Genomic DNA, 20,999 nt, shown 5'->3' with positions numbered 1-20,999 from the left:
CCTATCGTCCGGCGTCACAAAAAGGTTGGCGGTCCGGCGCCGTCTTCGCATATCTGTATCGCCCTTTCGGGACGGCGATCTCAAAGCGCACCCCTTCGCCCGGCACACCCGTCTCCCGGATCGCAAGACCGGTGAGGGAGAGGATCTCGCGCGAGAGGAAGAGCCCGAGACCACTGTGCTTCCCGGCCCCGCGCCTGAATATCTCCTCCTTATCCACAGCAGGCACGCCGATGCCGTTGTCCTCATAGATGAGGGTGATCCCACTCTCCGCCATCGCAACGCCGAAACGGATCCTCGTTGCGTCTTCGCCATGCACGGCGGTGTTATCCACCAGGTTGTAGAAGACCCGTTCGAGGAGGGGGTCGGCGAGGATATGGAGTGCCGGATCAATCTCCGCCTCGAAGGCGATCCCCCGGGGAGAGCGCTGGGTAAAGGCATGTCTGATCCCCTCCCCGACCGCCTGCCAGGTCGGTCCCCTGACCCCGAGTTCCTGGTAATCACGCGTGAACTCGGCGAGACGCCTGAGCCTTTCCGAGGTCTCGACGAGCCTCCCGAGATAGGGAAAAGCGGTGTCGCCGAGCCCGGACAGTTCGAGGTAGCCCTGGAGGACGGTGATCTGGTTGAGGAGGTCGTGGCGGATGATGGAGTTGAGGAGGTTGAGCTTCCGGTTCGCCTCCTGTGCGGCGCACTCCATCGCCTTCCTCTCTGTGATGTCGACGCCGTAGAGGTTTGCATATCCCCCCTCAGCCACCGGGACGCAGGTGAGCGTGTAGTCGGTCCCGTCCGCCGCCGCGTCCCTGCTCCTCTTTCGTCCGGTCTCCAGCGTCTCGGCGACGATCTCCTGCCATGATTCCGGGATGATGCCGTCCACCCCGGTTCCCCACGTCTCAAGAAGGATCTTGCTCGCCCCGTTGGCATAGAGGACCCGGCCGGTCCCGCTCACCCTGATGACCGGACCCGGGTTCTCCTCCGGAAACTTTGCAAGGTTCCTGATCTCCTCTTCGGCCTGTATCCGTTTGGTGATGTCATAGGCCGCGCCCTGGACCCCTGTCGGACGACCGTCAGGGCCGGGGACAGGCTGGGCCTGGAGGTGCAGCCACCGGCCCTCTCCGTCCTTTCTGAGGATCCTGATGTCGGCCGCCGCCGGCATGCCGGTTGTGAGAGCGCCCTGAAAACACACCGCATAGGCCTCCCTGTCTGCCGGCTGGATGATGGTGTCTCCCTTCTCTGTCCGGGCAAGGATCTCTCCGGCAGAATACCCGGTGACCCCCTCGACGTTGCCGTGGAGAAAGACCGGGTTCAGGTCGGCGTCTGTCCTGAAGGCGATGCCCGGAAAGTTCTGGAGGAAGAGCCGGTACCGTTCTTCGCTCTCGCGCAGGGCCGCCTCCATCACCTTCCTGTCGGTGATGTCCCGTGAGATCCCGGCGGTCCCGGCCGCCCGGCCGGCGCCGTCCGCGACGGGTGTCTTGATCGTTTCCACCCACCTTTCAGAGCCGTCGGCCCTCCTGAGCGGCTCCACGATAGAGATCCTCCTCCCGGAGGTCATCACCATCTCGTCTTCCGCCTGGTGCTTTGCCGCGATATCGGGCGGCCAGACCGCGGCATCGGTCTTGCCGATGACCTCCCCGGCAGCCCGGCCTGTGGAGGTTTCAAATGCCCGGTTGACAGCGACGAAACGACCATCCCCGTCCTTGAGCCAGGCGATGTCGGGTATGTTGTCCAGGATCGCCTTCTGTTGCAGTTCGCGTTGCCTGAGGTCTTCCTGGAGTTCCACCTGCCTGGTGATGTCGGCGATGAACCCTTCGAGGGCTACAAGGCGGCCTTTCTCGTCAAAAACACCTCTGCCCTGCTCCCAGACCCATCTTTCCCTCCCGCTGGCCGTCTTAACGCGGTAGGTCGCCCTGAAGGGGCCGCCCGTCCTGACGGCCTCCTGGATCTCTTTCCAGACATGGTCCCTGTCCTCCTTATGGATCAGGCTGCCGTACATGACGTCGCCGCCCGTGAGGTCGGCGGGAGGGTAACCGAGAAGGTCATACGCGCCTTCGCTCACGAACTCCATCGGGTAGGCGGGATCGTTCCTGCACCGGTACACCATGCCGGGAAGGTTGCTCATCAGGGTGGCGAGTTGCCGCCTCGGTTCGGATATGCCCTCCATATCATTCTCAATGACAGGCGCTATCTGGTATTAGTGTTCTGATCCGTTCGCCCGTGGCCGGAGGTGTGGAAGAAGACAGGACGGTTTTTGTCCTGTCCAGAAAAAAAGTCAGATCGTCTTGAAGCAGAGATACCAGTCCTTGCACTCGTAACCCTCGCTGGCCCGCTTCTCCATCTCCGCGGCGGTCTTTGGCGGCGGAACGACGACTTTTTCGCCCGGCTGCCAGTTTGCCGGCGTCGAGACCTTGTGTCGGTCGGTCGTCTGGAGGGCCTTCACCAGCCTCACGATCTCGGGAATGTACCGGCCGTTCGTGAGCGGGTAGTAGATCATCGCCCGCATCGTCCCCTCCGGGTCGATGAAGAAGACGGTCCTGACCGTTGCCGTGCTGCTGGAACCCGAATGGATCATGCCGAACTTCTTTGCGACGCTCATGTCGAGATCGGCGATGACCGGGAAGGGGATCTTCACGCCCATCTTCTCCTCGATGTTCTTCACCCAGGCGAGGTGCGAGTGGACGCTGTCGATGGAGAGTCCGATCAACTTCACGTTCAGGGCTTCGAGTTCGGGGTTTGCCTGCGCAAGAGCGACGAACTCGGTGGTGCAGACCGGCGTGAAGTCTGCAGGGTGGGAGAAGAGGACGACCCATTTCCCCCGGAGTTCGGAGAGTTTGAGGGGCCCCTGTGTCGTGACCGCCTCGAAGTCGGGTGCTGCCTCGCCGATGATGGGAAGGCAGGGTGCATCTTCCATCTCTGCTCCCCCCTATCCCATGAACTCCTCGAGGGCCGTCTTGCCGTAGACGTACGCAGGCATGCCGGCAAGGAGGAATGCGACCCTGAGGCCCTCCTCGATCTGCTCCTTCTTGACCCCGAGGCTCTTCGCCCCTGCCATCTGGGCCCTGACCGCGTGACGGTCCCTGAGTGCGGCGGCGATGGCAATGGCAAGCACTTTCTTCGTCTGCTTCGAGAGTGCGCCGTCGGCCCAGACCATCTGGTCGAGGCCCATCACCTTCTCGTAGAGATCAGGTTCGACAGTCTTCAGTTCGGCGAAGATCTTCGGGACCTTCCCGATCTTCTCTTCCAGTTCCTTCAGTTTTTGCTCCATATTCTTACTCCCGGAGGACCATCGGTTCGCCGCAGCAGACCAGTTCTCCTCCGCCTACTTCTTTCACTTCAACGACGTTGCCGCAGATCTCGCACATGAAGACCTGCCCCACTTCCTCCACATTGACCATCGTCCTCGCCCCCGGATCTACGTCTTCCGTTTCGGCGGGTGAACGGCGTCTTCCGGCGTCTTGATGTCGGGCCTGATATGGGTCATCGGGAAGCACTGGTAGTTCTCGCAGGCGCAACTCGGGCACTTGACCAGGTCTCTCTCTGCCTCGGTCACTTTCAGTTCACGACCGCAGTCGATGCAGACATAGGTTCCGGGCCCGACCTTCTGGCCTGCTTTCACGTCTCTTGGTTTTTCTGCCATCACTGTTTCACCAGCGATGTATTATAATCACGTTTTATATATTCTTTGCTCATTTTCTGGTCCCGCCTTCCCGGGTCGGGCATAACTATATAGAGCGGCATGCCGAGGTCGATTGCATGGCGAAAAAGATCATCGCACTCCTTGGAAGCCCGGTGCGGGGAGGAAACACCGCGTACCTCTTCAATAAGGCGGTGGAGGGTGCGGAGGAAGCGGGGTGCGAGGTCGAGAAGGTGATGGTGCCGTACCTCAATTTTCAGCCCTGCATGGAGATCCTCCACTGCATGGCCCATGAGGACTGCCAGATGCAGGACGACCTGACACCATATTACCGGAAGTTCAGGGAGATGGACGGCCTGATCATCGCCACCCCGATCATGACGATGGGCATCCCGGGAAAGTTGAAGTCCTTCATGGACCGCTTTCAGGTCTTTTATATGGCGAAGTACATGCGAAAAGAGCCTTTCATCTCGAAAGAGCGCCGGAAAGAGAGAAAAACTCTCTTCATCTGCATCTCCGGCATGAACCGGCCCGACAACTTCGACGGCGCCCTCCAGGCGACCCGGACCTTCTGCGAGATCATCGACTGCCCGTACTGGGAGGGGGTCTTCCAGAAGGACATGGACCATGTGCGGGACATCAGGATGCGGCCCGAGGTCGTCGCGGCCGCCTACGAGAAGGGGAAGGAGCTCTGCCGGGTGGTCGGGAAGAGGGAGTGATGTCGAGGCTCTGAAAATCAAAGATTTTCTCGACTCCCTTCAATCATTCCCCCGGATCGGAATGCAGATCCACTGCCTTCCCCATACAGTCTGCCGGGGGTTTCATCGAAGACCTAATGGTCTTCTCAAGCTCGCTGACGCTCACAACCCCCGGACCCCCAAAATTAGGATTGGACCGGGGAAGATAGAGCAGAGGTTCTGAGGAGGGAACTTGTCGCCCTGTCCCAATCCGGAAAAGGGGACGAGCGTCAGCGATTTCGAGAAATATGGGAAAATCGAAGATTTTTCTGTTCTGGCAAATCTCTGATTTGCCGTTGGCCGTAGGTTTTCGAGGGATTCCTCCGGTAAAGGCCACCCAGACCCGGAATACTATCGAGCCACACCCTCAGATCTTCTCCCTCCCGTCTTTCTCCCCCGGTTCGATATGGACGATCACCTCCTTCATGCCGGGGACGCCACCCCTGATCGCGGCCTCCGCCTCCTCCGCGATCCTGTGCGCCTCCTCGACGGTCATGCCGGGGTCGACGGTGATATGGATGTCGGCCATCATTTCGCCGGGAGCGCCCCGGCACCTGAACTCGTGCGACCCGAGGACGCCCGGGATTGCGGCGACGATCTCCCTGACATTCTCCTCGCATTGCACGGTGGCGGCGTCGGTGAGGACCATACCGGCCTCCCGTATGATGGAGAGGCCCATCCTGCCGATGAGCGCCCCGATGGCAAGGGCGATAAAGGGGTCGGCCAGGGGGTAGCCGAGGTACACGACGACGAAACCCCCGAGGACGGAGAGGGAGACGAAGACGTCGCTCTTCGTGTGCTCCGAATCGGCGATGAGAAAATTGCTCCCGAGTTCCTCGCCCACCCGCCTTTCGTAGACGGCGACGAAGATGTTGATGACAGTCGTGGCGACCATCACCCCGACTGTCAGGGCGGTGATGTGGGGGACGGTGCCGGTGGTGAGGCGGACGACGCCCTCGCTGATCACCCAGTATGCAGTCAGGAGGAGCATCCCGCCGACGAGGAGTGTCCCGAAAGTCTCGAACTTTGCGTGGCCGTACGGGTGGTCCCTGTCGGGCGGGCGGGCGGCGATGCCGGTGGCGGCAAGGCCGATGATGTTCGAGGCCGAGTCGAAGGAGGAGTGGAGGGCGTCGGCGACCATGGACATCGAACCGGCCATGAGGCCGAAGACCGCCTTCGCGACGGCTACGATAATGTTCAGGGCGAGGATGAGCCAGAGAGTCCGCCTGACCCGGTCGTACTCCATCCTCTCCCCCTCAGAGGAGCCCCGCCTCCCGCATAGAGAGGTGGCCCTTCTTTGTGACGATGAGGTGGTCGAGTACCCTGATGCCGAGGATCTCGGCGGCGGCCACGAGTTGTTTCGTCATGGTGATGTCCTCCCTGCTCGGCTGGAGGCTTCCCGAGGGGTGGTTGTGCACGAAGATCACCGAGGTCGCCCGGTCGGTGATCACATCCGCGAAGACCTCCCGCGGGTGGACGGGGCTGTAATTGATGAGCCCTTTCGTGACCTCCCTGTTGCCGACGACCTCGCCGGCGCCGTTCAAGGAGATACAGATAAAATACTCCTGCTGCCTGTCGGCGAGGTACTTCACGAGGGGGAGGACGTCGGCCGGGCAGGCGACCCGCGTCTCCGCCGGGAGGAAGCGGCGCCGGGCAAGTTCGAAGGCGGCGGTGATCTGGCAGGCCCTGGCCTCGCCGACGCCCGGCACCCTGACAAGGGCGTCGTACGCCGGGACGCACGAGTCCGCGATCACCCCCTCGATCTCACGGGCGACCTCCAGCACGTCGCGCCCGGCCACACCGCTCCCGATGATCGCGGCGATGAGTTCGCGGTCGGTGAGGGCCGTCGCACCCTTCGCCGCGATCTTCTCCCGTGGCCGCTCGCGGGCGGGCACCTCCCGCATCTGTTTCATCAGGGGGTGATCCGCCCTCGCAGTATATAAATCTTCGAATACTCTCCTCTTCTGGATCGGTGTCATATGGGTGCTTGAATGGACAGATGTGCTCCTTTATGCCCGGCCCGGCGGGGAGGGGCGGGAATATTTTTTTATGGATGCCTGTCGAAGTGATGGTCATGGCAACACTGGAGAATATCAAGGCAGCATTTGCCGGCGAGTCGCAGGCGAACCGCAAGTACCTTTCCTTCTCGGAGAAGGCGGACAAAGAAGGTTTCAAGAACGTGGCACGCCTGTACCGCGCCGCATCGCAGGCCGAGGCGATCCACGCGAAGCGCGAACTCTCCGTGATGGGCGGGATCAAAAAGACGGCCGAGAACCTCCAGGAGAGCATCGAAGGGGAGACCGACGAGTTCACCGAGATGTATCCGGCTTTCGTCGAAGAGGCGAAGACAGAGGGCAAGCCCGAGGCCGTCGCTATCTTCACCCACGCGATGAAGGCCGAGCAGGTCCATGCAGGCCTCTATACGAAGGCCCTTGAGGCCGTCCTCGCCGGGAAGGACTTCGAGGGCGCCGAGGTCTTCCTCTGCCCCTGGTGCGGGAACATCGAGATCGGGAAAGCGCCGGAGAAGTGCCCGATCTGCGGTGAGGCCGGGAAGAACTTCATCAAGGTTGAATAAACCTCTCTTTTTTTCTGGAAAACCGCCCGTGAAACATTCGTTCCCGGCGGTTTTTGAAAAACGTCGGGAATAGTGGATCGGATACATCATACAGAGATTGTAAAGCGGAGACTGCGGCCCCCTGTCTTTTGCACCGTTGCACCCCTTTTCTCTCCTTCGCGCCGGTTTTGCACCGGGGAAATCCGTCGCCGGCAGCCGCCGATCCGGCAACTGGGCCGTGCACGCCGGGTGCTCGCCGACGTTTGCACCACCCCGCGTTTCACAGACCGGCACACACCACCCCCGCGGGCGTGCCGTATGTTCTCCGGATCGTGTGCAAATTATCCCGGGTACCTGTACACACTTCTCATACTGTACTCTGTACGCACATACCTGTCAGGAACGGTCCCCTTCTGCCGCCGCATCGTTTCCACCACCCCGGTGCAAATCTGGCGCGAAGGTGGAAGGGTCGCCATCGATCCCCGACCTGCACAACCCTTTTATCCCGGCCTTCCAACCCCCCCTTATGCCGGAGGTGAAAGTCTACTCCACGAAGCAGTGCCCGTACTGCCGGATGGTCAAGGCCTTCCTGGAGAAACACGGGATAGAATACGAGACTATCGACGTCGGCGAGGACGAGGAGGCGGTACGGGAACTTTTCCGGGTCTCGAAGCAACTCGGCGTGCCGGTGACGGTGGTGGGGGAGGACGTGATCGTCGGCTTCGACGCCCCGCGCCTCAACGCCCTCTTCGGGACCGAGAAAAAGGACGAACTCTACGATGTTGTCATCCTGGGTGCCGGCCCCGCCGGCCTCACCGCCGGGGTGTACACGACGCGGAAACTCCTCTCCACCCTGATAATCTCGGAGAACATCGGTGGACAGGCGATGGAGAGCTGGGCGGTCGAGAACTATATGGGCTACCGGGTGGTCTCGGGCGAGGACCTGATGGCAAAGTTCGAGGAGCAGGCGCGGGGCCTGAACATCAGCCTCGAACTCGACCGGGCTATCGGCGTCAGGAGGGAGGACGACCGCTTCGTCGTCACCACCTATGGCGACCGGACTGTCAGGGCGAGGAGCATCATCGTCGCTACCGGCCGCAGCTCCCGCCGCCTCGGTGTCGAGGGTGAAGAGAGGTTCTGGGGCCGGGGCGTCTCGGTCTGCTCCACCTGCGACGGCCCCCTCTTCAGGGGCAAAGCCGTCGCCGTCGTCGGCGGCGGCAACTCCGCGGTGACCGCAGCGCTCGAAATGGCGAAGATCGCGCGGACGGTTCACCTCATCGTCAGGAGCACCCTGAAGGCCGACGCCGTCTATCTCGACCTCCTGAAGACAAAGGAGAACGTGGCCGTCCACCAACCCTATGTCGTCTCCGGTCTTGTCGGCGAGACAGTGCTCACCGGCATGCGGGTCCGGCAGAAGGAGACGGGAGCCGAGGAGGAGATCGCCGTCGACGGCGTCTTCGCCGAGATCGGCCACGAACCAAATGTCGGGGCCGTCCGGGACCTTGTCCGGACCAATGCCGGCAGCGAGATCATCGTCGACGAAAACTGCCACACAAGTGTGCCCGGCATCTTTGCGGCCGGGGACGTCACCTCCATCCGGGGAAAACAGATCATCATCGCCGCGGGCGAGGGTGCGAAGGCGGCCCTGGAGGCGCACGCGTACCTCCTCTCCCGGTGACCCTCACTCCCCTTTTTTCTCCCTGAAGAGGTGGTCGACAGCGGCGATCCTGTCTTCCGGGCCGATGACGACACAGACGTCGCCTGCAAGGATTGTCGTCTCCCCGTCGGGGGCGGCGATCACCCGCGTCCCCCGGCGGACTGCAAGCATGGTGACGCCGTGCTTCCGCCGGAGGTCGGCCTCTGCGAGGGTCATGCCCGCGATGGGCGCCCCCTCTCCGACCCGCAGGCTCTCCACCTCGGCACCCGGTTGGTAGAACCCGATGTCGTGGAGGCCGGGCTGTACGGCCTCCGCCGACCGGAAGAGCACGTAGCCGTCGGCCCGCACATCCGCAGTGAACCGCTCGATCTCGTCCCTCGGGACAAGATAGGCGGTGAGGATGCGGGTGAAGATCTCGATCGATGTGACGTACTCCTCGGGGATCACCTCGTCGGCGCCGAGGCCGGCGAGTTCGTCGATGTCGCCGACATACCGGGTGCGGGCGATGATCCGCAGGTGCGGGTTTGCCCGGCGGGCGGCGGCGATGATCCGCCGTGTCGCCGAGGGGTCGGAGATGACGACGACAAGCACCTTTGCCGTCCTGATGCCGGCGTGGCCGAGGACCGCTCTCCGTGTGGCGTCACCGTAGTGGATCGGTTCTCCTTTCGCCCTCTCCAGTCTCACCGTCTCCGGGTTCGTCTCGATGACCACGTACGGGATCTTCGCCGCCTGCGCCGCCCTGGCGACATTTTTCCCGCCGATCCCGAACCCGACGATGATGATGTGGTCGTTCATCTCGGGCTCCTTCGCGAACATTTCCCTGATCGTGCCCCGCCTGATCCGCTCGGGAAGGTCGAGGCGCATCGCCCTGTCGGCGACCTTCGGCGCTGCGGAGAAGACGAAGGGTGTGGCGATCATCGTGACGACCGCCATCGCCAGGAAGGCCTGGTACAGTGTCCCGTCGATGAGCCCTGCGCTGAGGCCGGCACTGGAGAGAACAAAAGAGAACTCGCCGATCTGGCTGATCGCAAGACCCGTGAGGACGGCCGTGCGGAGGGAGTGACCGATGGCGAGGGTGACACCGCCGGCGACGAGGGCCTTGGCGACGATGACGCCCGCGGTGATGATGAGGATGATCACGGGGTTGGCCAGGAAGAAACCGGCGTCGAGGAGCATGCCGACCGAGACGAAGAAGAAACTCGTGAAGACCTCTTTGAAGGGGATGACGGCACCGATGGCGTCCTGGGAGTACTCGGACTCGGAGATGATCAGCCCGGCCAGGAAGGCACCCAGGGCGAGGGAGAGGCCGGCGCTCTGGGTGAGCCAGGCGGTGAAGAGGCAGATGACCAGGATAGAGAGGAGGAAGATCTCCGGGCTCCGCAGGCGGGCGACATGGTAGAGGGCGATCGGGACAAGCCATTTCGCCGATACAATAACAAACCCGATGATCCCGACGGAGGTGGCGAGGAAGAGGGGGACAGACGTCCATCCCACCCCTTCGGTCCCGGCGAGCATCGGGACAAGGAGCATCATCGGGATGATCGCGAGGTCCTGGAAGATGAGGATCCCGAGGGCTGTCCTCCCATGCGGGCTTTCGACCTCTGAGCGCCCCTGCAACAGGGAGAGGACGATCGCCGTCGAGGAGAGGGAGAGGAGAAAACCGAGGAAAACGGCCTGTGCCGGGGGGATGCCGGCGACCCATGCGCCGACGGCCACCGCCGTGACGGTCAGGAGCACCTGGAGGGTGCCGCCGACGAGCACGGCCCGCCGTATCCGCAGGAGTTCGGTGAATGAGAACTCCATCCCTATGGTGAAGAGGAGGAGGACCACCCCGATCTCGGCGAGGGCCTCGACGGTTTCGGTCTCCTGCACGAGTCCCAGGGCATAGGGTCCGGCGACCATCCCCGCAAGGAGGAACCCGACGATGCCGGGCACCTTCAGGCGTGAAGTGACGAAGATGATCGCGATGGAGAGGGCGAAGATGACGACAATGTTGCTGAGGATGGTGGCATCCATGGGGGTCTCCTGATCCCTCCTGATCGGCGGGTCGTGATAATATAGTGTTGGTCGGGATCTGTCTTGCAGTGATCTCCGACGAAAAAATGGGGCTCTGGAGAATCAGGCATGAACCCCTGGCTCAAGCATACGTGATGAAAATTTCTCGTTGCAGTTCTCCTGAGTGCGGAGGGATACTTGATTCCTCTCCTTGCAACAGGGCACCTGAAGGATACTGTTCAATTGCCGCCCCTCGGCTATCTTCATCCGTGGGGGGTCCGGGGGGCAACGCCCCCGGTGCGAGACGGCGGTGAAGACTCTGCGGTCGGGGCGGCACGCCTGATCATCACCCCTTCCCACATCTTCACGCCGGGGGCGCTGCCCCCGGATCCCCGGGACGAAGATAGGGGCGGGAAGGCAGAGGGCCCGATCGTTCTGAGGGCGGTTTTGTTCTCCGTATATCAGGTATGAGAGAAATTTGTGTGTTCAAATTCTCATCCATAACTCCAGAATTGAACGTCTGGATCATTTTCATGGTAAATCCTCGGGAGGCTATCTCTGCGCGTGCTGGCCGCCCCGGCCCTATCCTGATTCGGGGGTCGGGGGCGTCATTCCCCCTGTTCCGATATGTCAAAACAGGATTTCTAAACGCCAGAAATGGTATTTTTGTTGGTCCGGGCGCAGGTCTACGCCTTTTTCTGCTCCTTTCGATCCTTCTCCTCGTACCCCTCGCGTAGCAGGGTCATGAGGTCTTTCACCGGGAGTTTCGTATTTTCCGAAATATGGAACTCACAGAAGGGGCAGCATGAGACGACGATCTCGGCCCCACTCTTCTCGAAGGCCTCGCCCCGCATCTTCCCGAGTGCGGCCGCCTCCTCCGGCATACCGGCGCGGACCCCGCCGCCCGACCCGCAGCACTGGTTCGGTGTCTCGACAAAGCGGTCGACAACCAATTTCAGGAGTTCCCGCGGCTGGTCGCGGACGTCCTGCCCTCGCAGGAGGTGGCAGGGGTCGTGGTAGGTCGCGGTGAGGGGGAGTTTTGCCGGGTCCTCGATCCCGTACTCTGTCAACACCTCGGTGGCGTCCATCACCCTGAACGGGGTTTTGTAATCATGCTTCAGGGTCGACCCGCACCCGGCGCACATCGTCATCACGGTGTCGATATCCCGGGTCCTGAATGCCTCGATATTCCGCCTCTTCAGGTGGTCGAGGAAGGTGGTCTGGCCTGTCCTGATCAGGGGCGACCCACAGCAGACCTGCTCGTGCGGGATGACAACCCTGATGCCGTTCCTTCTCATCACTTCGAGCATGTCGAGAGCGGTCTCGGGGAGACGGCCGTTGTACATGCAGCCCACAAAGAACCCGACAGTCGCCCGCACCTCGCCGTACGGCTCGGTCACCTCGGGCACCTGTTCGAGGAGGGTCTTCTTTGTCCTGGTGACGCTCCGGCCGGTCTGCCTGACAAGTTCGGCCACCTCGGCGTGTCTTGGCAGGGTCAGGCCCTGCCTGTTTGCGATCTCCCGCAGTTTTTCGATCGCCTTTCCCGGGATCTTGATCTCCTTCGGGCAGACCTTCCAGCACTTCTGGCAACTTGTGCAGCAGAAGAGCCCCTTTTCGACGGCCTCAGGGATGCGGTCGCCGGCGTCTCTCGGGTCGAGAGCGAGGCGGAGTTCCTGCCGCATCGCCGTCGGCCCGGCAAAGTCCGTCACCTTCAGGGCCGGACAGACCGAGACGCAGGACATGCACTCGATGCACTCCCGCAGGGGCTTGATCGCATTGATTTCCTCCTTTGTCGGGAAACCCCCGCACCCGCCCGGGATGAGGAAGGAGAGGCGGCCGAGGTACGGCGCGAGGTCCACCTCCAGGTCCTTCACCACAGGGAGGTCGAGAGGTGCGATGACCATCCCGTCCCGTGCCTCGGTAAGGCAGGCAAGGGCGGGGTCGCCGTCCACGCGGACCGCACAACTGCCGCACTGGCCCGAACCGCAACACCAGCGATAGGCAAGGGAGGGGTCCTGTGCGTGGACGGCATGGAGAGCATGGAGAACCCGCGCCCCCTCGTGCACCTCGACAGAGTATTCCTCGAAATGCGGTTCTTTCTCGGACTCGGGATCGAAACGCGCGATTGTAAAGGTGATGCTCTTCATCCCCTCATCTCCTCGATGGAAGCGCCGGCACGGCTGATGTGCGTGTGACCGAAAGGAGAGGTCTGTGCGTCCCAGGTCTGGGCGACGTCGGTCCTCCAGTGAGCGCCGCGGCTCTCCGGGCGCAGGAGGGCCGACCTGCAGATGAGCATCGAGGTCGTGCAGAGGTTCTGCACCCCGCAGCACTCGATGAGGTTCCGCGGTGTCGCCGCCCTGAGAGGCAACGCGGCGAGTTCTTCGACGGTTGCCAGGGTCCGCTTCAGCCCGGCACTGTCCCGCCTGATCCCGGCGCCGTTCCACATCGCCTGCTGGAGGCGCCCCTTCACGCCGTCAGGGGACTCGGTGCCCTCGAAGAACGCGGCGATACGCCGCTCCTGCGCCTCGACCTGCGCCGGGTCGATCCGTGCGACACGTTTCGGCGCCTTCCCCGCGGCCTCGCCTGCCCGCTTCCCGAAGACCTGGGTGTCGGCCAGGGCGTTGCCGCCGAGGCGGTTTGCCCCGTGGACCCCGCCCACCGTTTCGCCGCAGGCAAAGAGGCCGGGGGGGCTTGTCTGCCCCTCAGGGGTGATGCGAAGGCCGCCCATGATGTGGTGGGCCGTCGGGGCGACCTCCATCGGTTCTTTCCTGATGTCCACGCCGAACCTGAGGAACTGTGCCAGCATCACGGGCAGGCGCTCCTCGATCGTCTCTGCCGGGAGGTGGGTGACGTCGAGCCAGACGCCGCCGTTCGTCGTCCCCCGTCCCTCCAGCACTTCGGTGGCGATCGCCCGGGCGACGACGTCCCTGGTGGAGAGTTCCATCCTCTTCTCGTCATAATATGCCATGAAGCGCTCGCCCGACGTGTTGATGAGGCGCCCGCCCTCGCCCCGCACCGCCTCGGTGACCAGGCGACCGCGGGCGTCGTACGGGTACACGGCGCCTGTCGGGTGGAACTGGACCATCTCCATGTCGATGAGTTCGGCCCCGGCCCGGTACCCCAGGGCGAAACCGTCCCCCGTCCCTGTCCCGGAGTTCGTGGAGACGTCATAGGCTCTCGCCCCCCCGCCTGCGGCAAGGACGACGGCGTCCGCCCTGATAGGAACGATCTCGCCTTTTTTGTCGAGGACGAGGGCTCCGCAGACCCTCTCCCCGTCCTTCAGGAGATCTATGGCGGCGGTCTCCTCGATCCGCTCGACCCCGCTCCCGCGGAGACGCTCCATCAGCGTCGCCATGATCTCGTGCCCTGTCCTGTCGCCTGCATAGCAGGTCCGCGGGATACTCTGCCCGCCGAAAGATCGCTGGGCCACCTCGCCGTCCGCGGAGGCGTCGAAGACGGCGCCCCAGGAGACGAGGTCGGCAAGGCGCGCGGGGGCGTCGGCGGCAAGAGCCTCGACCAGGGCCGGGTCGTTGAGGTACGCCCCTCCCCTGAGGGTGTCCTCCGCATGCACCGAGCAGGCATCACCTTCCCGCAAAACGGCGTTGTACCCGCCCTCCGCCATCGTCGTGCACCCCCCCTTTCCGGTGATGCTCTTCGAGAGGAGGACCGTCTCGCCATACCGGTCGGCTTCGATCGCCGCCCTCACTCCGGCGCCGCCACTCCCGATGACAAGGGTATGGCAGTCGATACTATCCAGCGCGCGCATCCTATTATACCGTGGGAAGTGTCAGTACATAAATACCATTGTGTGGGACCAGTGAGAGTGAGCCATAAATGAGGCTTGTAATGAAATTTGGCGGCACCTCGGTCGGCGATGCCGGGGCGATCGGGCGGACTGTCGACATCCTCGCCCGCTACCATGCCGAAGGGCATGAGGTGGCGGTCGTCGTATCGGCGATGTCGGGCGTCACCGATCAACTCCATGCGATCGCTGCCGAGGCCGAATCATCTGTAGAAGAGCCCCCGATTGCCGCATTTATCCAGGCTCTCCGGGCGAAACATCTCAAGACGCTCGAAGCCGCCGCTCCCGGCCAGGCCGAAGAGGTGGGGGCTGTCATCAACGAGCGCCTTGTCAACCTCGAACACATCCTTACGGCGGTTCACGCCCTCCATGAACTCACCCAGCGTTCGAAGGACTATATCGTCAGCTATGGCGAGCGTCTTTCGGCGCTCATCCTCTCGGCCGCGATCAGGGAGCGGGGCATTCCCTCCACCGCCCTTGACGGCTGCGAAGCCGGGATCCTGACGACGAGCAAGCACGGCGACGCTCTTGTCCTGCCGCAGAGCGACCCCCGTATTCACAGCCGGGTCGTCCCCCTGCTCATGGACGGCATGCCGGTGATCACCGGCTACATGGGCTGCACCCCCGAAGGCATCGTCACCACTCTCGGCCGCAGCGGTTCAGACTACTCGGCTGCGATCGTCGGCCGCGCCATCGACGCCGACGAGATCTGGATCTGGACCGACGTCGACGGCGTGATGACCTCCGACCCGAAGATCATTGCAGATGTCCGTGTCCTGCCCTATGTCAGCTACCGCGAAGCGATGGAACTCTCGTACTTCGGGGCGAAGGTCCTCCACCCGAAGACGATCGAACCCGCGATGGAGAAGGACACCATCGTCCGGGTGAAGAATACTTTCAACCCTGACTCTCCCGGCACAGTCGTCCGCCGGCAGGAGCAGAAGGAGAAGCGTGTCGTCAAGGCGATCACCCACATCGCCCGCGTCGCCCTCGTCAACATCAACGGTGTCCAGATGATCGGCAGGCCGGGCGTGGCCAGGGAGATCTTCACCGCTCTCGGCGACGCCGGGATCAATGTGATGATGATCTCGCAGGCCTCGTCGCAGGCGAACATCTCCCTGATCATCGAGGAGAACGACCTGCCTCTCGCCCTCGAGGTGCTCTCGGCCCCGGTGAAGAGCGGCCTTGTCCGCGAGGTCACCTCCGACCGGAACGTCGTGGCGATCGCGGTCATCGGCGCAGGCATGGCCGGGACGCCCGGGATATCGGGCAGGATCTTCACCGCCCTCGGTCAGGCCGGGGTCAATGTGATGATGATCTCGCAGGGTTCGTCAGAGGTGAACGTCTCGTTCGTGGTGCGGCAGGACGAGAGCAGAAAGGCACTGCAGGTGCTCCACGACGAATTCAGGCTTTCTGAGGAATGTAAAGATGAGTAAAGGTACAGGGTACGCCGAAGCCGGCGTGGACATCGATCTCGAAGCGCGGGGCGTGCGCACGCTTATTGACCAGCTTTCCTACCGGCGTCAGGGCTCCTTCCCGATGCTCGGGAGCGTCGGCCACTTTGCCGGGCTCATCGACTTCGGCGACATGGTGCTCGCCCTTGCCGTCGACGGCGTCGGCACGAAGATGCTCGTCGCCGACGGCCTGCAGGACTGGTCGACGGTCGGCATCGACTGTGTGGCGATGAATGTCAACGACCTCTTCGTGATGAACCTGGAGCCGGTGGCCTTCGTCGATTATATCGCCACTGAGGGTATTTCCGTGGATAAGATGCGCCAGATCGGGATCGGCCTCAATGAAGGGGCGCGCCAGGCGAACATGAACATCGTCGGCGGGGAGACTGCGACCCTGAAGGGCCTTGTCACCGGCCTCGACCTTGCAGGCACCTGCCTTGGCGCCCAGAAGAAAGATAAGGTCGTCACCGGTGAGACGATCGCCCCCGGCGACCTCATCGTCGGCGTGCCCTCGACAGGCGTCCACTCGAACGGTTACACCCTCGCCCGGAAGGTCGCCCTGGAGAACGGCGGTTACGACGTCGTCCTCCCGTCGGGACGGACGGTCGGCGAGGCCCTCCTCACGCCGACGCGGATCTACCGCGAGGCCCTCGACGCCGCCGCGGTCTGCGACGTCCACGGCATGTGCCACATCACCGGCGGCGGCCTCCTGAACTTCACCCGCCTCTCGAAGTACGGTTTCGACATCACCGACCCCCTGCCTGTCCCCGAGATCCTTGCCTGGATCCAGGAGTTGGGCGGTCTTGACGAGAACGAGATGTACCGCACCTTCAATATGGGTATGGGTTATGCCTTTGTCATCCCCGAGGCAAACCTCCCTGCCCTCAGGGCGGTCATCCCCGACGTGCAGGTGGCGGGCACCGTCGTCCCGGAGAGCGGTGCGTACCTCCGCGGCGTGAAGATCCACTGATCTTCTTTTTTTGGTTTTGTTGAAGCCCTCCTGCCTCTGTCAATTCTTCCTATGATCCCATGAAGAGAAGTGCCGATCAACCTTTTTCCCTTAATCGAGGCCGGGGGACTGACGCCGAAAATCAGAGATTTTCTTGTGCTCACTCCGTTCGCAGCCCCCGGACCCCCGCTCAGGATTGGACCTTGAATGGATAAACCCTGCAGCCTGAAGATGTCTACCGTCCATTGTCCTATCGTAATGGTGGGGGGACCGGGGGGTGAAACCCCCCGGAACAGGCCCTTCAGAACAGGATTTTTCCCCCTCTCGCTTCGGGAAGGACTTTCGCGAGGGTTTCGACAAAGCCAGTAAATCATCATGCTCCGGTCTATATCTCTCCCCATTCCCTGAGAGAAAACGCAGCTCAGCCGCCTTCCTCCTCCTGCCTGTCGTGGATTGCCGCCCTCCAGTCTCGATGGTGGAGAAGGGGGCTGATAGGCGGAGAGTGAGAGGAAGGTGGAGGGGTCCACGCCGCTCATCATGCGATCAGGGAAAAGATCGGTCGGGATACAGATTCAAAAGAGCCAGAAAAGATCGTATCAGGTCAGGGCGAGGTCTGCCCGGCCTGTTCTTCTTCTTGGTCGGCATCAGCGTCCTTCGGGTTTCTGATAATTGCGGAGTTGCCCGAGGGGTCGTCGATGACCAGGGTGATGCTCTCCTCGCCGCGCTTGACCGCCTCGATCTGCGCCTTGATGGAGAGGGCCCGGTCCCTTTCCTCGCTGTCGGCCGTCTTCAGGGCGATATCGAGAGCGTCCTCGATCCGGTCGAGCACCCCCTCGACATTGGTTATGAACCCCTCCGACGCCGGCCCGGGATTCACCGTGATCCCGAGTTCGGGCACCTCGATCGTGCCGGCAGAACTGCGCACCACCCGCACCGAGAGATCGTCCTCGCCCGAGACCCGTATCTCGCTTCTTTCGGGCTGGCCGTTCCGGAGAATGAAGGTGTCGGCCATCCGCCAACCGCAGGGACAGACCGCGCTCTCGATGAGGATCTCGGAAAAATATGGGATTTCTTCCGTCTGGTAGATATACTCGATCTCCTGTTTACAGATCGGACAGGGCGCATGCAGGACGTTCCGCACTACGCTCCTCCGATCCTCTCACGGGAGATCTTCACGGACATGGGGGTGACGATGACGTAATGCTGGTCCCCGAGGCCGATGATGTCGCCGTTGACATCATTGGCAACCTCCCTGAGGTCTTTTAAGACCCGCTCGTACATGATCTTGTCAAGTTTCAGCCGGGATATGTCGACGATGACAACATTGCCATTGTAAACCTCGTCCTTCACGCGGGGGGTGTCCTTGATATCGGCGATCTGGGCGACTTTCACAAGCATCGATGCGGGCTCGTCACTGGCCGTACCCTCATACGATGCCAGATCCAGTTCCATATAGTCGTCCTGATGTGCAGGAGCGCTCTTGCCCATGATGGAATCGAGAAATTTACCCATGGAAAGAACTGTAGAATGGAATTTATTTAATGCTATCCAATCCATCCTCAGAGTTCCAGGTTCCAGATCAGGTCTCCGACGCGGTGAACCGTCCTGACGGCCTTTCCCTTCTCCAGTGCAAGGAGGTCTGCCGCGTCGTACAGGGAGATGCCCACCGCGAGGGGCTTGCCGTACCTCTCCTCGGCAATGATACACGGACTGTCCTTCTTTATGTCCGGCGTGGCGGCGACGATGCCGGGGCGCATGATGTCGGCACCGTTCATCACGTACGGCACGGCCCCGGAATCGATCGTGATCCTCCGGGCGGCGAAGGGATGATCGATCGCCCCACGCACCGTCGGGAAGATCCAGTCCTCGAAGGCCATGAAAGCGGGTTTTTTCTCCACCAGATAGATGCTGAAGGCCGACGTCGTTTCTACGACCTCGATACTCTTTGATGTGAAAAGTGTCTCTTCGTCTCCGATTTCATCTTTCAGGGCGTTTCTGATGCGCGCGATCTCTGATTTTTTGATCGTGTGCCTTTTTTTGACCTTTATCTCTTCCATTGTTCACCACGATTCTGGTCTATTCCGCTTTAAACCGTTCGACGCGGTATATTTAAGTAGATTCCCCACGCACGTATGGTACTCTTGAAGAGGTCTGAAAGGTAATTGCCATGACAAAAAGACCACTAGAGATTCTGGATCAGGTGCTCAACGGCCAGCCTGTTATCATTTCTCTGAAAGGCGGGCGTGAGATCCGCGGAGTCCTGCAGGGTTACGACGTCCATTTAAACCTCGTCCTCGATCGGGCCGAAGAAGAGATCGAAGGCAAGGTGGAGAAACGCGGTACGTTGATCGTACGCGGGGACAATGTGATCTATATATCTCCCTCTGTTGAATAATTACGGTGAACGGTTATGACGAAAGGTACACCATCAATGGGTAAGCGGCAGAAGCACAGTCACATTATCTGCCGCCGGTGCGGGAAGATGTCCTTCCACGCACGGCACAAGGTCTGCTCTGCCTGTGGTTTCGGGCGGAGCAAGAAACTGGTCAGTCACAAGTGGACGACGAAGCGTTCCCGGATCCCGACCCATTAAGTTTTCAGGTCAGATCATGTGTGGGATCGTTGGCATCGTGGATGCTGGCGGTGTCTCTTTCCCGCTATACTATGCCCTGTACGCTCTCCAGCACCGCGGGCAGGAGAGCGCGGGGATGTCCACTTTTGACCACCGGCCCTATGTCCACAAGGGCAAAGGGCTTGTGGCCGAGGTATTTGATGAGCAGATACTCCAGAAGCTCAGCGGGAACGTTGGTATCGGGCATGTCCGGTATCCGACGACCGGTGCAAACCTGCCGGAGAACATCCAGCCATTCAATTTTGTCTGTAGAGATCATACGCTCTCCCTTGCTCACAACGGCAACCTCGTGAATACCGATGCCCTGCGGTCCGCCTATGAACAGGACGGACAGATCTTCTGCACAAGCACCGATTCCGAGGTGATCGCGACGATCCTCGCCCACGAGCTCCGCGACTCGGGCTCTGTCGAGGACGCCGTCGGTGTGGCGATGCGGAAGTTGCGGGGGTCGTACTCGGTCGTGCTGATGCTCGACGAGACGCTGTACGCCTTCCGCGACCCTCTCGGGATCAAGCCCCTCTGCATCGGGCGCACCGAGACCGGATATATCGTGGCCTCGGAGAGCGTTGCGATCGACGCCCTGAACGGCACCCTGCTCAGGGACGTGCGGCCCGGCGAACTGATCACGGTCACGGAGAACGGGATCCGGTCTGTCCAGATCGCGACGTCTGACCGGCGCGCCCACTGCATGTTCGAGTATGTCTATTTCGCACGGGCAGACTCGGTCATCGACGGCACTCTTGTCTATGACGCCCGCCGGAAGATCGGTGAGGTTCTCGCCCGCGGTGCGCCGGTCGGCGCCGACATGGTCGCCCCGGTGCCTGATTCGGGGACGGCATACGCGATCGGTTATTCGACGGCGTCGGGTACCCCGTACCTGGAGGGCCTGATGAAGAACCGGTATATGGGCCGGACATTCATCATGCCGAACCAGCGGAAGCGGGAGAACGCCGTGCGCATCAAGCTCAACCCGATCAAGAAGCACCTGGAGAACAAGTCTGTCGTGCTCATCGACGACTCGGTTGTCCGGGGCACGACCTCACGGCGGCTCATCGACATCGTCAGAGACGCCGGGGCGAAAGAAGTTCATCTCAGGGTCGGTTCGCCCCCGATCATCGCTCCCTGTTATCTCGGGGTCGACTTCCCGACACGGACCGAACTCATCGCAAATGAGCGGAGTACCGACGAGGTCCGCGACCTCATCCATGCCGACTCCCTCTACCATGTCCCTCTGGACAGGATGGTGGAGGCGATCGGCATCGACATCGGCAACCTCTGCACCGCCTGCCTCACCGGGAAGTACCCGGTCGAGGTCTGCGGGGAGTGCTGCGACTGCCGGTGCATTGAGTTTGCGAAAGGGAGCGTCCAGACGCGTCTGGAACTGGACTGATCCCTTTTCTTCTTTCTCTTCTTTCTCTCGCTGTCGCACTCGCAGAAGGAGTGAACGGGGATCGGGGCAGGAGTTTCTGTCCCTCCAAAAGATCCGGGGGCCCCGGTCCCCCTGCGAGGGGTCGGGAGAGAATATCATGTTCGGGTCGATATTTTCCTGAATTCCCTGAAGAATCGTGCGAAATCCCCGCCTTCCCCGACCTCT

At 61.8% G+C, this 20,999-nt stretch carries 21 protein-coding genes; 8 read left to right on the top strand and 13 right to left on the bottom strand.

What is annotated here, in order from left to right:
* Window position 1 precedes the first annotated feature (1 nt).
* The 5 genes from MEFOE_RS00355 to MEFOE_RS00335 all read right to left on the bottom strand — a co-directional run bounded on the left by MEFOE_RS00355 (window position 2) and on the right by MEFOE_RS00335 (window position 3,628).
* Window positions 2-2,155, bottom strand: coding sequence for a sensor histidine kinase (locus tag MEFOE_RS00355; protein ID WP_067046689.1), 2,154 nt, complete (start codon window positions 2,153-2,155; stop codon window positions 2-4).
* A 108-nt stretch (window positions 2,156-2,263) separates the two neighbouring features.
* Entirely contained in the window at window positions 2,264-2,902 is a 639-nt protein-coding gene (locus MEFOE_RS00350) for a peroxiredoxin (RefSeq protein WP_067046686.1), read from the bottom strand.
* Between the two features lie 12 nt (window positions 2,903-2,914).
* Entirely contained in the window at window positions 2,915-3,256 is a 342-nt protein-coding gene (locus MEFOE_RS00345) for a carboxymuconolactone decarboxylase family protein (protein ID WP_067046684.1), read from the bottom strand.
* 4 nt (window positions 3,257-3,260) lie between these two features.
* The gene (locus tag MEFOE_RS00340; RefSeq protein WP_067046681.1) at window positions 3,261-3,386 is read right to left on the bottom strand and encodes a desulfoferrodoxin FeS4 iron-binding domain-containing protein; all 126 of its coding nucleotides are present in this window, start codon (window positions 3,384-3,386) and stop codon (window positions 3,261-3,263) included.
* Window positions 3,387-3,403: 17 nt separating this feature from the next.
* Complete coding sequence (locus MEFOE_RS00335) at window positions 3,404-3,628, bottom strand: zinc ribbon-containing protein (protein ID WP_067046674.1); 225 nt, start codon at window positions 3,626-3,628, stop codon at window positions 3,404-3,406.
* Between the two features lie 116 nt (window positions 3,629-3,744).
* On the opposite strand from MEFOE_RS00335, the gene MEFOE_RS00330 reads away from it, so the two are divergent.
* Window positions 3,745-4,344, top strand: a complete 600-nt coding sequence (locus tag MEFOE_RS00330) for a flavodoxin family protein (RefSeq protein WP_067046671.1) — start codon at window positions 3,745-3,747, stop codon at window positions 4,342-4,344.
* A 385-nt stretch (window positions 4,345-4,729) separates the two neighbouring features.
* On the opposite strand, the gene MEFOE_RS00325 is transcribed toward MEFOE_RS00330, so the two are convergent.
* The gene (locus MEFOE_RS00325) at window positions 4,730-5,608 is read right to left on the bottom strand and encodes a cation diffusion facilitator family transporter (protein WP_067046668.1); all 879 of its coding nucleotides are present in this window, start codon (window positions 5,606-5,608) and stop codon (window positions 4,730-4,732) included.
* Window positions 5,609-5,618: 10 nt separating this feature from the next.
* Window positions 5,619-6,275: a RadC family protein gene (gene radC / locus MEFOE_RS00320; RefSeq protein WP_067046665.1), complete on the bottom strand. Its 657-nt coding sequence runs from the start codon at window positions 6,273-6,275 to the stop codon at window positions 5,619-5,621.
* 161 nt (window positions 6,276-6,436) lie between these two features.
* Here radC and MEFOE_RS00315 point away from each other — a divergent pair, with 161 nt between their 5' ends.
* Together MEFOE_RS00315 and MEFOE_RS00310 are read left to right on the top strand one after the other, a co-directional pair.
* Window positions 6,437-6,937: a rubrerythrin family protein gene (locus MEFOE_RS00315; RefSeq protein ID WP_067052793.1), complete on the top strand. Its 501-nt coding sequence runs from the start codon at window positions 6,437-6,439 to the stop codon at window positions 6,935-6,937.
* 505 nt (window positions 6,938-7,442) lie between these two features.
* Complete coding sequence (locus tag MEFOE_RS00310) at window positions 7,443-8,594, top strand: FAD-dependent oxidoreductase (protein ID WP_067046662.1); 1,152 nt, start codon at window positions 7,443-7,445, stop codon at window positions 8,592-8,594.
* Window positions 8,595-8,597: 3 nt separating this feature from the next.
* Here the strand turns inward: MEFOE_RS00310 and MEFOE_RS00305 are convergent, their stop codons facing one another.
* From MEFOE_RS00305 to tfrA, 3 genes are all read right to left on the bottom strand, one after another.
* Window positions 8,598-10,589 (bottom strand): cation:proton antiporter domain-containing protein, encoded by a 1,992-nt coding sequence (locus tag MEFOE_RS00305; protein WP_067046659.1) that lies wholly within the window; start codon window positions 10,587-10,589, stop codon window positions 8,598-8,600.
* Between the two features lie 665 nt (window positions 10,590-11,254).
* Window positions 11,255-12,715, bottom strand: a complete 1,461-nt coding sequence (gene tfrB / locus MEFOE_RS00300; RefSeq protein ID WP_067046657.1) for a fumarate reductase (CoM/CoB) subunit TfrB — start codon at window positions 12,713-12,715, stop codon at window positions 11,255-11,257.
* Window positions 12,712-14,334: a fumarate reductase (CoM/CoB) subunit TfrA gene (gene tfrA, locus MEFOE_RS00295; RefSeq protein ID WP_067046655.1), complete on the bottom strand. Its 1,623-nt coding sequence runs from the start codon at window positions 14,332-14,334 to the stop codon at window positions 12,712-12,714. Before tfrA ends, tfrB begins: the two co-directional genes overlap by 4 nt.
* 80 nt (window positions 14,335-14,414) lie before the next feature.
* Between tfrA and MEFOE_RS00290 the strand changes: the two genes are divergently transcribed.
* Together MEFOE_RS00290 and purM are read left to right on the top strand one after the other, a co-directional pair.
* A complete protein-coding gene (locus MEFOE_RS00290; RefSeq protein WP_067046653.1) occupies window positions 14,415-15,806 on the top strand; it encodes an aspartate kinase in 1,392 nt (463 codons plus the stop codon).
* Window positions 15,799-16,794, top strand: a complete 996-nt coding sequence (gene purM / locus MEFOE_RS00285; RefSeq protein ID WP_067046648.1) for a phosphoribosylformylglycinamidine cyclo-ligase — start codon at window positions 15,799-15,801, stop codon at window positions 16,792-16,794. Before MEFOE_RS00290 ends, purM begins: the two co-directional genes overlap by 8 nt.
* 580 nt (window positions 16,795-17,374) lie before the next feature.
* On the opposite strand, the gene MEFOE_RS00280 is transcribed toward purM, so the two are convergent.
* The 3 genes from MEFOE_RS00280 to MEFOE_RS00270 are packed head-to-tail and all read right to left on the bottom strand — an operon-like array spanning window position 17,375 to window position 18,830.
* Window positions 17,375-17,914, bottom strand: coding sequence for a ZPR1 zinc finger domain-containing protein (locus MEFOE_RS00280; protein WP_067046638.1), 540 nt, complete (start codon window positions 17,912-17,914; stop codon window positions 17,375-17,377).
* Window positions 17,914-18,285, bottom strand: coding sequence for a cell division protein SepF (locus tag MEFOE_RS00275; protein ID WP_067046637.1), 372 nt, complete (start codon window positions 18,283-18,285; stop codon window positions 17,914-17,916). The genes MEFOE_RS00280 and MEFOE_RS00275 overlap by 1 nt, the downstream gene beginning before the upstream one ends.
* A gap of 47 nt (window positions 18,286-18,332) precedes the next feature.
* The gene (locus MEFOE_RS00270; RefSeq protein ID WP_067046635.1) at window positions 18,333-18,830 is read right to left on the bottom strand and encodes an RNA-binding protein; all 498 of its coding nucleotides are present in this window, start codon (window positions 18,828-18,830) and stop codon (window positions 18,333-18,335) included.
* A gap of 110 nt (window positions 18,831-18,940) precedes the next feature.
* Between MEFOE_RS00270 and MEFOE_RS00265 the strand changes: the two genes are divergently transcribed.
* The 3 genes from MEFOE_RS00265 to purF are packed head-to-tail and all read left to right on the top strand — an operon-like array spanning window position 18,941 to window position 20,795.
* Window positions 18,941-19,168, top strand: coding sequence for an LSM domain-containing protein (locus MEFOE_RS00265; protein ID WP_067046633.1), 228 nt, complete (start codon window positions 18,941-18,943; stop codon window positions 19,166-19,168).
* 15 nt (window positions 19,169-19,183) lie between these two features.
* Window positions 19,184-19,366 carry a 50S ribosomal protein L37e gene (locus MEFOE_RS00260; protein ID WP_067046631.1) on the top strand — a complete coding sequence of 61 codons (183 nt, stop codon included), beginning with the start codon at window positions 19,184-19,186 and terminating at the stop codon, window positions 19,364-19,366.
* A 16-nt stretch (window positions 19,367-19,382) separates the two neighbouring features.
* Window positions 19,383-20,795: an amidophosphoribosyltransferase gene (gene purF / locus MEFOE_RS00255; protein ID WP_067046629.1), complete on the top strand. Its 1,413-nt coding sequence runs from the start codon at window positions 19,383-19,385 to the stop codon at window positions 20,793-20,795.
* Window positions 20,796-20,999: the final 204 nt, after the last annotated feature.

It is taken from the genome of Methanofollis ethanolicus, from assembly GCF_001571385.1.
GTDB classification, from domain to species: Archaea; Halobacteriota; Methanomicrobia; order Methanomicrobiales; family Methanofollaceae; genus Methanofollis; species Methanofollis ethanolicus.
This window is presented reverse-complemented; position numbering and strand designations above follow the sequence as displayed.

Coding starts and splice junctions, on each gene's coding strand:
- MEFOE_RS00355 (WP_067046689.1), bottom strand. CDS start 2,155: ATGGAGGGCATATCCGAACCGAGGCGGCAACTCGCCACCCTGATGAGC.
- MEFOE_RS00350 (WP_067046686.1), bottom strand. CDS start 2,902: ATGGAAGATGCACCCTGCCTTCCCATCATCGGCGAGGCAGCACCCGAC.
- MEFOE_RS00345 (WP_067046684.1), bottom strand. CDS start 3,256: ATGGAGCAAAAACTGAAGGAACTGGAAGAGAAGATCGGGAAGGTCCCG.
- MEFOE_RS00340 (WP_067046681.1), bottom strand. CDS start 3,386: ATGGTCAATGTGGAGGAAGTGGGGCAGGTCTTCATGTGCGAGATCTGC.
- MEFOE_RS00335 (WP_067046674.1), bottom strand. CDS start 3,628: ATGGCAGAAAAACCAAGAGACGTGAAAGCAGGCCAGAAGGTCGGGCCC.
- MEFOE_RS00330 (WP_067046671.1), top strand. CDS start 3,745: ATGGCGAAAAAGATCATCGCACTCCTTGGAAGCCCGGTGCGGGGAGGA.
- MEFOE_RS00325 (WP_067046668.1), bottom strand. CDS start 5,608: ATGGAGTACGACCGGGTCAGGCGGACTCTCTGGCTCATCCTCGCCCTG.
- radC (WP_067046665.1), bottom strand. CDS start 6,275: ATGAAACAGATGCGGGAGGTGCCCGCCCGCGAGCGGCCACGGGAGAAG.
- MEFOE_RS00315 (WP_067052793.1), top strand. CDS start 6,437: ATGGCAACACTGGAGAATATCAAGGCAGCATTTGCCGGCGAGTCGCAG.
- MEFOE_RS00310 (WP_067046662.1), top strand. CDS start 7,443: ATGCCGGAGGTGAAAGTCTACTCCACGAAGCAGTGCCCGTACTGCCGG.
- MEFOE_RS00305 (WP_067046659.1), bottom strand. CDS start 10,589: ATGGATGCCACCATCCTCAGCAACATTGTCGTCATCTTCGCCCTCTCC.
- tfrB (WP_067046657.1), bottom strand. CDS start 12,715: ATGAAGAGCATCACCTTTACAATCGCGCGTTTCGATCCCGAGTCCGAG.
- tfrA (WP_067046655.1), bottom strand. CDS start 14,334: ATGCGCGCGCTGGATAGTATCGACTGCCATACCCTTGTCATCGGGAGT.
- MEFOE_RS00290 (WP_067046653.1), top strand. CDS start 14,415: ATGAAATTTGGCGGCACCTCGGTCGGCGATGCCGGGGCGATCGGGCGG.
- purM (WP_067046648.1), top strand. CDS start 15,799: ATGAGTAAAGGTACAGGGTACGCCGAAGCCGGCGTGGACATCGATCTC.
- MEFOE_RS00275 (WP_067046637.1), bottom strand. CDS start 18,285: ATGGGTAAATTTCTCGATTCCATCATGGGCAAGAGCGCTCCTGCACAT.
- MEFOE_RS00270 (WP_067046635.1), bottom strand. CDS start 18,830: ATGGAAGAGATAAAGGTCAAAAAAAGGCACACGATCAAAAAATCAGAG.
- MEFOE_RS00265 (WP_067046633.1), top strand. CDS start 18,941: ATGACAAAAAGACCACTAGAGATTCTGGATCAGGTGCTCAACGGCCAG.
- MEFOE_RS00260 (WP_067046631.1), top strand. CDS start 19,184: ATGACGAAAGGTACACCATCAATGGGTAAGCGGCAGAAGCACAGTCAC.
- purF (WP_067046629.1), top strand. CDS start 19,383: ATGTGTGGGATCGTTGGCATCGTGGATGCTGGCGGTGTCTCTTTCCCG.